This is a genomic window from Streptomyces sp. NPDC053755 (assembly GCF_040677675.1).
In the GTDB taxonomy this organism is placed as follows: Bacteria; Actinomycetota; Actinomycetes; order Streptomycetales; family Streptomycetaceae; genus Streptomyces.
Genome location: NZ_JBFASK010000071.1, coordinates 1 through 8,301 on the forward strand (window position 1 = coordinate 1; position 8,301 = coordinate 8,301).

Here is an 8,301-nt window from a genome sequence, read left to right on the forward strand (position 1 = left end):
CGGCGCGGGTGTGGGCCCACAGGACCAGGGGGTTGGCGGCGACCGAGAGGGCCGCGCCCTGGAGGCCGCGGGGGGCGTGGGGGCGGAGTTGGGGGGGGTCCTGGGCGAGACGCTGGGTTCTTAGGGGGGGTGACCCCCGGAGGGGTGGGCGGGGGGGTGGACCACCCCGGGTGGGGGGGTGGGGCGGGGCGCACCCCGCCCCACCGCCGCCGCTACCGCCGCTCGGCGCGGGTCGCGGCCAGGGTCTCGTAGAAGGAGAGCAGGCCGAGATCGTCGACGGAGCCCGGGTTCACGGCCTTGGCCAGGGGGGTGCCCTGGAGGAGGCGCTTGACCGGGACCTCGATGCGCTTGCCGGTGAGCGTGTGGGGCACCCCGGGGACCTCGATGATGTCGTCGGGGACGTGGCGCGGCGAGAGTTCGGAGCGGATCGTCCGGTTGATCCGGGCGATCAGCGCGTCGTCCAGGGTGACGCCGTCCGCGAGGTGGACGAAGAGCGGCATCCAGTAGCCGCCGTCGGGTTCCTCCAGGCCGATGACAAGGGACTCGCGGATCTCGGGGAGCCGTTCGACGGCCTCGTAGATGTCGGCCGAGCCCATACGGACGCCCTGGCGGTTCAGGGTGGAGTCGGAGCGGCCGTGGATCACGACGGAGCCGTGGTCGGTGATCGTGATCCAGTCGCCGTGGCGCCAGACGCCGGGGAACATCTCGAAGTAGCTGTCGCGGTAGCGGCTGCCGTCGGGGTCGTTCCAGAAGCGGATCGGCATGGACGGCATGGGGTTGGTGACGACCAGTTCGCCGACCTCGCCGGTCAGCGGCTTGCCCGACGGGTCCCAGGACTGCAGGTCGGTGCCCAGGCCGGCGGCCTGGAGTTCGCCGATGTGGACGGGGAGGGTCGGCACGGCGCCCGCGAAGCAGGAGCAGACGTCGGTGCCGCCGCTGACGGAGGCGATCCACAGATCCTCGCGGACCTCGTCGTGCAGCCAGCGGAAGCCGTCGGGCGGGAGCGGCGAACCGGTGGTGGCGACACAGGTGACCGTGGAGAGGTCGAAGTCCCGGCCGGGGTGGACGTCCGCCTTGGCGCAGGCCATGACGTAAGCGGCGGAGGTGCCGTAGAGGGTGGCGCGGGTGCGTTCCGCGACCCTCCACTGGGCTGCGGTGTCCGGGTAGCCGGGGCTGCCGTCGTAGAGGACGACCGTGGTGCCCGTGAGCAGGCCGGAGACGAGGAAGTTCCACATCATCCAGCCGGTGGAGGTGTACCAGAAGAACACGTCCCCGGGTCCCAGGTCACAGTGCAGACCGAGCTGTTTGAGGTGCTCGATCAGGATGCCGCCCTGGGACTGCACGATCGCCTTGGGCAGGCCCGTCGTGCCGGAGGAGTACAGGACCCACAGGGGGTGGTCGAACGGGACCTGTTCGAAGACGGGGTCGACGTCGGCCGAGGTGAGGGCCGACCACTCCAGGGCGCCCTCGGGGGCCTGGGTGCCGAGCAGCGGGATGTGGACGACCGCGCGGAGGCTGGGGAGCTCGGCGCGCAGCTCGGCGACGGTGTCGCGGCGGTCGTGCTCCTTGCCGCCGTAGCGGTAGCCGTCCACCGCGAACAGGACCACGGGCTCCACCTGCTGGAAGCGGTCCAGGACGCTGCGGGCGCCGAAGTCCGGCGCGCAGGAGGTCCACACCGCGCCGACCGCGGCGGTGGCGAGCAGGGCGGCGACGGCCTCGGGAATGTTCGGCAGGTAGCCGCTGACCCGGTCGCCGGGACGGACGCCCAGGGCGCGGAGTTCGGCGGCGAGGGAACCGACCTGACGGCGCAGCGTGGCCCAGCTGATCGGCCGCGGCTCATGTGTCTCGTCCACATGGAGCAGAGCCGGGTCGTGTGGGCGCTCGGAGGCGGCGCGCAGGGCGTGTTCGGCGTAGTTCAGGGTGGCTCCGGGGAACCACCGGGCGCCCGGCATGGACCGGTCGCCGAGGACGCGCTCGTACGGGGTGGCGAACCGGATGTCGAACCATTCGACGACGGCCTGCCAGAACGACTCCAGCTCCTCGACCGACCAGCGGTGCAGGGCCGGATATCCGCCCTGGGCCGGGGCTCCGTGGTGCTCGGCCGCCCAGGACTGGAAACGGGTGACCGCGGCCGCGGCGATTCGTTCCTCGTCCGGCTGCCAGAGCGGGTCGGTGTGCGCTGATGTCATGGGGCGGCTCCCTGGGCGTACGCGGGGTCTGCGTGGGTCGCGCGCACGTGCTGGGGTGTGCGCGTGACGCGGCTGACAGGGACGATGCCATGGGAGCGGGTTTCGCACCAGGTTTCGCCGCCCATGGTCAGTTAGCTGAATATGTGCTCCCACCACGGGTGAACGGCAGTTGAACGCACCTCTCGCGCCCGTGGCCCGATGGCAGGGTGAGCGGCATGATCGGTCGTGAGCTGGTGCGTTCGGTGAGGGTGTTCGGATCGGTGCGGGGGTGGCGGGTGGTACGTGCGGCGTGGCGGCAGCGGCGCACGGACGCGTGGGGGCTGCCGCGGAGGGGGCCGGAGCGGGCCCGGGTCCCCGGTCCGGTCGAGGAGGTCGTGCCGGGGCCCGGCGGCGGGACCGTCCGCTTCGCCCGCTCGGAGCTGCGGATCAGCGTCTCGGCGGGGGGCACGGTGTTCTGGGGCTGGGACGGAGCCGGGCCACTGCCCTCGTACGCGTTGGCGGGTGAGGCGCCCGAGCCGGACCCGCGGGCGGTGCTGGAGCCGGACACGGACGGCGGCTGGCGGGTGGTGTCGGAGCGTGTGACGGTCGCGGTCTCCCGGCACGGGGCGGTGGAGATCCGGACGCCGGGCGGGGTCGTGCTCCGCCGGGATCCGCCGCCGCGCTGGTGGGAGCCGGTCGGGGGCGGCCCGGCACGCTGGGTGCAGCGCAGCGAGGTGCCGGCGGACGGACGGTTCTTCGGTCTGGGCGGGCGGACGGCGGGGCCGCGGCTGCGGGACGGTACGTACCGGCTGTGGAACACCGCCCCCCCTAGGGGGTTCTCCCCCGGCGACGATCCGGTCCACATCACCATGCCGGTGCAGTTCGTCGTGTCGGACGCCGGCACGCACCTGGCGTTCCACGACAACTCCTGGGACGGGCACGTCCGGCTCACCGAAGGCGAGGAGGGGGCCGGCTCCGGGCACGACCGGCCGGGAATCGCCGAGGTCCGCATGAGCGGGGGGCCGTTGCGGTGCTGGGTGGTGGTCGGGACCCCCGCGCGCGTGCTGCACGGATGGGCGGCGCTGACGGGAGCGCCCGCGCTGCCTCCCTCGTGGGCGCTGGGAGCGCAGCACGCGCGGTGGGGGTTCGGCAGCGAGCGGGAGGTGCGGCGGGTGGTGGACGGCTACCTCAAACGGGAGCTGCCGCTCTCCGTCCTCCATCTGGACATCGACCACTACGACGCGCACCAGGTGTTCTCGGTCGACCGGGAGCGGTTCCCCGATCTGCCGGGGCTGGCGGCCGATCTGAAGGAGCGGGGCGTCCGGCTGGTGTCGATCGTGGATCCCGCCGTGAAGGCGGAGCCGGGCAACGCGGTGTACGACGGCGGGGGCGGCATCGGGGCGTTCGTGCGCGACGCGCGGGGGGACGAGGTGCGGGGGGAGGTCTGGCCCGGGACCTGCGCGTTTCCGGACTTCACCGACTCGGTCGTGCGGGAGTGGTGGGGCGGGCTCTACGAGGAGCGTCTGGCGCAGGGTTTCTCCGGGGTCTGGCACGCCATGAACGAGCCGGTCTCCTTCGCCCCCTTCGGCGAGCAGACCCTGCCGCGGTCGGCCCGGCACGCGCTGGACGGCCGGGGCGGGGACCATCGGGAGGCCCACAACGTCTACGGCCTGACCATGGCCCGGGCCGGGTACGACGGGCTGCGCCGGCTGCGGCCCGAGGAGCGCCCCTTCCTCTTCTCGCGTTCCGGGTGGGCGGGGATGCAGCGCTACGGAGGGACCTGGTCCGGCGACGTGTCGACCGGCTGGCCCGGGCTGCGGGCGTCGCTCTCGCTCGTCCTGGGTCTCGGACTGTGCGGGGTGCCGTACTCGGGGCCCGACGTGGGCGGCTTCGACGGGGACCCCTCACCCGAGCTCTTCCTGCGCTGGTTCCAGCTGGGGGCCTGGCTTCCGCTGTTCCGTACGCACGGGGCGATCGACGCGGGGCGGCGCGAGCCGTGGGAGTTCGGCCCCGACGTCCTGGAGCACGCGCGCGCGGCCCTCGCCGAGCGGGAGCGGCTGCGCCCCTACTTCGTGACGCTCTCCCGGCTCGCGCGGCTGACCGGGGCGCCGTACGTCCGGCCGGTGTGGTGGAGCGCGCCGGAGGACCGGGCGCTGCGCGACTGCGAGGACGCCTTCCTGCTCGGCGACTCCCTGCTGGTGGCGCCGGTGCTGTCCCGGGGCACGGACCGGCGGGCCGTGCGGCTCCCGCGCGGGCGCTGGTACGACACGGCGACGGGTCGCGCGTACGAGGGGCCGGGGCAGGTGCTTCTGGAGGCGCCGCCGTCCCGTATCCCGGTGCTCGCGCGCGCGGGAGCGGTGATCCCCGTACGGGGCTGGGGCGACGGGCTGGAGCTGGAGGTCTGGGCTCCGGCGGCGGGGCGGACCGGGGGCGGGCTCGTCGTGCGCGACACCGGGGACGGGTGGGAGCCGGCCGAGATCGAGCGGTACGCGTCCCGCCTGGAGGACGGACGGGTGGTGGTGGAGCGACTGACGGACGACGGGGTTCGGGAGACGGACCTTCCGGTCCGGGTGCGGAGCGGCGAGGTCTGACGGGGAGGTGGGGGGGAGGCGGCGAGGCCGGAGGGGGTCGGGCGTACGGGGGCGCTCGCCGTAGGGGCGGCGCGGGTGGGGCGGGTGGGGCGGGTGGGCGCCCTCGCTTCCGCCCGGCGGGCCCGGTCCCCGAGACCGGTCCCCGGGACCGAACGCCGAGGGCAGGGGCCTAGAGCCGAGAGCCGAAGGCCGAAGGCAGGGGCCGAAGGCCGAAGGAGTGGGGCGCCCGGCAGGCACCGGGCCGGGAGGGGGCCGGGCCCTCAGGCGTACGTCCCCGCGAACCAGCGCCGTACAGCCTCGGTGTGCAGCGGGAACGCGAGCTCCTCCGGAGCCCTCAGCAGGTGCCAGCCGCTCGTCTCGTCGGTCGGGACGGAGGGCGGCAGTCCGGCGGCCGGACGCGTCGGGAGCAGGCCGAAGAGGAGGAGGTGCCCGCCCGGGGAGCTGAGGGCGTCGGCGAGGCGGACCTCGTCGGCCGCCGCCTCGATCCCGGTCTCCTCGCGCAACTCGCGGACGACGGCGTCGCGCCAGTCCTCGGCATGGTCGACGAAGCCACCGGGCAGGGCGACGTGGCCCCGGCGGGGTTCGATCGTGCGGGTGATGACGACGAGGCCGGTGCCGGAGGCGTCCGTCGCGGGCAGGAGCGTGACGGCCACGGGCAGCGGGTTGCGGTACGCGACGGAGCCGCAGGAGGAGCAGGTGCGGGGCCACGGGGCGGCCTCGCCGTAGGCCGCGCCGCAGGCGGAGCAGTAGGAGTCCTTCACGGCAGGACCGTACGCGATCACCCTTCCCCGTGCCCCCGGAACCTGATAGACGGTGCACATGAGAGGACTTGCTTCCACTTTCCGCGCCTTAGGCGTCCTGGCCGCGGCCGGTCTGGTCGCCGTCACCGCCGCCGTACCGTCCGCGCGTGCCACGCCGGAGCCGAAGGCTCCGAAGGAGTTCGTCGCGCTGGGCTCGGTCGACCGGACGATCATCCAGGAGATGCGCTACACCACGGAGCACAACTTCGTGGGCGAGCCGGTCGACGGCTACCGCCAGCCGCTGTGCATCCTGACCCGGCCCGCCGCGCAGGCGCTGCACCGGGCGCAGCGCAAGCTGCTCGCGCGGGGCTACTCGCTGAAGGTCTACGACTGCTACCGGCCGCAGCGGGCGGTCGACCACTTCGTGCGCTGGGCGAAGGATCTCGACGACGAGCGGATGAAGGGGGAGTTCTATCCGCTGGTGCAGAAGTCACGTCTGTTCGCGGACGGTTACATCGCGGAGAAGTCCGGGCACAGCCGCGGTTCGACGGTCGACCTGACGATCGTGCGGCTGCCCGCGGCGCCCACGCGGCCGTACGAGCCGGGTGAGCCGCTGGTGGAGTGCCACGCGCCGGCGGAGGATCGTTTCCCCGACAACTCGGTCGACATGGGGACCGGCTTCGACTGCTTCGACACCCTGTCGCACACCGAGGACCCGCGGATCCAGGGGGTCCAGCGGGCCAACCGGCAGCTGCTGAAGACGACGCTGGCGGAGCAGGGGTTCGTGAACCTGCCCGAGGAGTGGTGGCACTTCACCTACAAGCCCGAGCCGTTCCCGAGCACCTTCTTCGACTTCCCGGTGGCGCGGCGGTCGGTCGCCGGGCACTGACGCGGCCCGACACGACGCGATCCACACGACCTGCCCGGCACGACCTGACCGGCACGACCTGACCGGGCAGGACAGGACCGGCACGACCTGAGGCACGGGCTGCCGGGACCACCCCCGTGGGTCCCGACCGCCCGTGCCGCACGGAAGGACGCAGAACGGGCCCGTACGGTTCACAGCCGTCGCCATCCATGACAAACTCCTGACGGTTCGTCAGAACGGGACGCTCGGGGAGGGCTGTCGTGGCACGGACGCGCAAACCGGTGGTGGCGGGATGGTTCACCGACGGCGACGAAGCGGACTTCCGGCTTCTCGGAACCCGGTGTACCGCCTGCTCCTCCGTCTTCTTCCCCCGCGAGGACTCGTGGTGCCGCAACCCGCGCTGCCCCGGCGGCGGAGAGCTCGCCGAGACCCCCCTCTCCCGGCGCGGCGTCGTTTGGTCGTACACCGACGGCCGCTACCGCCCACCCGCGCCCTACGTCTCCGACCCCGCGACGCCCTGGGAGCCGTACACGCTCGTCGCCGTGGAGCTGGCCGCGGAGGCGATGGTGGTCCTCGGCCAGGCGGCGCCGGGCGTCCGCACGTCGGACCTGGGCGTCGGGATGGAGGTCGAGGTGGTGCCGGGCGTCCTCGACGAGGACGACGAGCACACCTGGACGACCTGGCACTGGAGACCCGTGCACGCGCGCCAGGCGGAGGGGCGGTCATGAGCGACATCGCCGTGCTCGGAGCCGGGATGCACCCCTGGGGCAAGTGGGGCCGCAGCTTCGTCTCCTACGGAACGGCGGCGTCCCGCGCGGCTCTCGCCGACGCCGGGCTGAGCTGGCGGGACATCGGTTCGGTGGTGGGCGCGGACACCGTGCGGTGCGGCTACCCGGGGTACGTCGCCGGGGCCGCCTTCGCGCAGGCGCTCGGATGGCAGGGCGCGCGGGTCACCAGCGTGTACGCCGCCTGCGCGTCGGGGGCTCAGGCCGTGGGGACCGCACGCGCCCAGATCCTCGCCGGTCTCGCGGACGTGGTCCTCGTCGTCGGCGCGGACTCGGCGCCGAAGGGCTTCTTCGCCCCGGCGGGCGGCGAGCGGCCCGACGATCCCGACTGGCTGCGCTTCCGCGTGCTCGGGGCGACCAACCCGGCGTACTTCGCCCTCTACGCCCGGCGCCGGATGGCGTTGTACGGGGACACCGTGGAGGACTTCGCCCGGGTCAAGGTCAAGAACGCGGCCGCTGGGGCGCTCAATCCGCTCGCCCGCTACCGCAAGGCGGTGAGCGTCGAGGAGGTCGCGGCCTCGGCCGTGGTCGCCGACCCACTGCGTCTGCTCGACATCTGCGCGACCTCGGACGGGGGCGCCGCGCTGGTGCTCTCCAGCATGGAGTTCGCCCGTCGGCACGGGCACCGGGACCCCGTCCGCGTCCGGGCGGTCTCCACCGTCTCACCGGTCTACCCCAAGGCAGTCCTCGATCTGCCCGACATCGCGACCGACTCCGCCGCGGCCGTCTCCCCCGCGCCGCACGGATTCCGGGCGTCGATCGCCAGGGCGGCGTACGAGGAGGCGGGGATCGGCCCGGAGGACCTGTCGCTCGCCGAGGTCTACGACCTGTCCACCGCGCTGGAACTGGAGTGGTACGAGGACATCGGCCTGTGCGGGACGGGCGAGGGCGCGAAGCTGGTACGGGAGGGGGCCACGGGACTCGGAGGGCGCGTCCCGGTCAACACGAGCGGGGGACTCGGTTCGTTCGGCGAGGCCGTGCCCGCGCAGGCGATCGCGCAGATCTGCGAGCTGACCTGGCAGCTGCGCGGGGCGGCGGGTCCCCGGCAGGTGGCCGGCGCCCGGGTCGGGATCACGGCCAACCAGGGGCTCTTCGGGCACGGTTCGGCCGTGGTGGGGGGGGGGGGGGGGGCCGCCCCGCCGCGCCCCC

6 protein-coding genes are annotated in these 8,301 nt (G+C 73.9%); 4 read left to right on the plus strand and 2 right to left on the minus strand.

What is annotated here, in order from left to right:
* Positions 1-212: 212 nt before the first annotated feature.
* Entirely contained in the window at positions 213-2,189 is a 1,977-nt protein-coding gene (locus AB0K65_RS32080) for an acetoacetate--CoA ligase (RefSeq protein WP_365722779.1), read from the minus strand.
* Between the two features lie 215 nt (positions 2,190-2,404).
* Between AB0K65_RS32080 and AB0K65_RS32085 the strand changes: the two genes are divergently transcribed.
* A complete protein-coding gene (locus tag AB0K65_RS32085) occupies positions 2,405-4,759 on the plus strand; it encodes a TIM-barrel domain-containing protein (protein ID WP_365722781.1) in 2,355 nt (784 codons plus the stop codon).
* Positions 4,760-5,019: 260 nt separating this feature from the next.
* On the opposite strand, the gene AB0K65_RS32090 is transcribed toward AB0K65_RS32085, so the two are convergent.
* On the minus strand, positions 5,020-5,580 hold the full coding sequence (locus tag AB0K65_RS32090) for an NUDIX domain-containing protein (RefSeq protein ID WP_365722783.1): 561 nt from the start codon (positions 5,578-5,580) through the stop codon (positions 5,020-5,022).
* Here AB0K65_RS32090 and AB0K65_RS32095 point away from each other — a divergent pair.
* The 3 genes from AB0K65_RS32095 to AB0K65_RS32105 form a co-directional block, all read left to right on the plus strand.
* Entirely contained in the window at positions 5,579-6,388 is an 810-nt protein-coding gene (locus AB0K65_RS32095; protein ID WP_365722785.1) for a M15 family metallopeptidase, read from the plus strand. The two genes, AB0K65_RS32090 and AB0K65_RS32095, sit on opposite strands and share 2 nt — an antisense overlap.
* Positions 6,389-6,627: 239 nt before the next feature.
* Complete coding sequence (locus AB0K65_RS32100; protein ID WP_365722788.1) at positions 6,628-7,095, plus strand: zinc ribbon domain-containing protein; 468 nt, start codon at positions 6,628-6,630, stop codon at positions 7,093-7,095.
* Positions 7,092-8,301, plus strand: a 1,210-nt coding sequence (locus AB0K65_RS32105) for a lipid-transfer protein (protein ID WP_365722790.1), incomplete at its 3' end; no start/stop codon positions are given. The genes AB0K65_RS32100 and AB0K65_RS32105, both read left to right, overlap by 4 nt.

What these genes read in the sequence shown, in the direction of transcription:
- AB0K65_RS32085 (WP_365722781.1), top strand. Translation starts at nt 2,405, where the DNA reads ATGATCGGTCGTGAGCTGGTGCGTTCGGTGAGGGTGTTCGGATCGGTG.
- AB0K65_RS32090 (WP_365722783.1), bottom strand. Translation starts at nt 5,580, where the DNA reads ATGTGCACCGTCTATCAGGTTCCGGGGGCACGGGGAAGGGTGATCGCG.
- AB0K65_RS32095 (WP_365722785.1), top strand. Translation starts at nt 5,579, where the DNA reads ATGAGAGGACTTGCTTCCACTTTCCGCGCCTTAGGCGTCCTGGCCGCG.
- AB0K65_RS32080 (WP_365722779.1), bottom strand. Translation starts at nt 2,189, where the DNA reads ATGACATCAGCGCACACCGACCCGCTCTGGCAGCCGGACGAGGAACGA.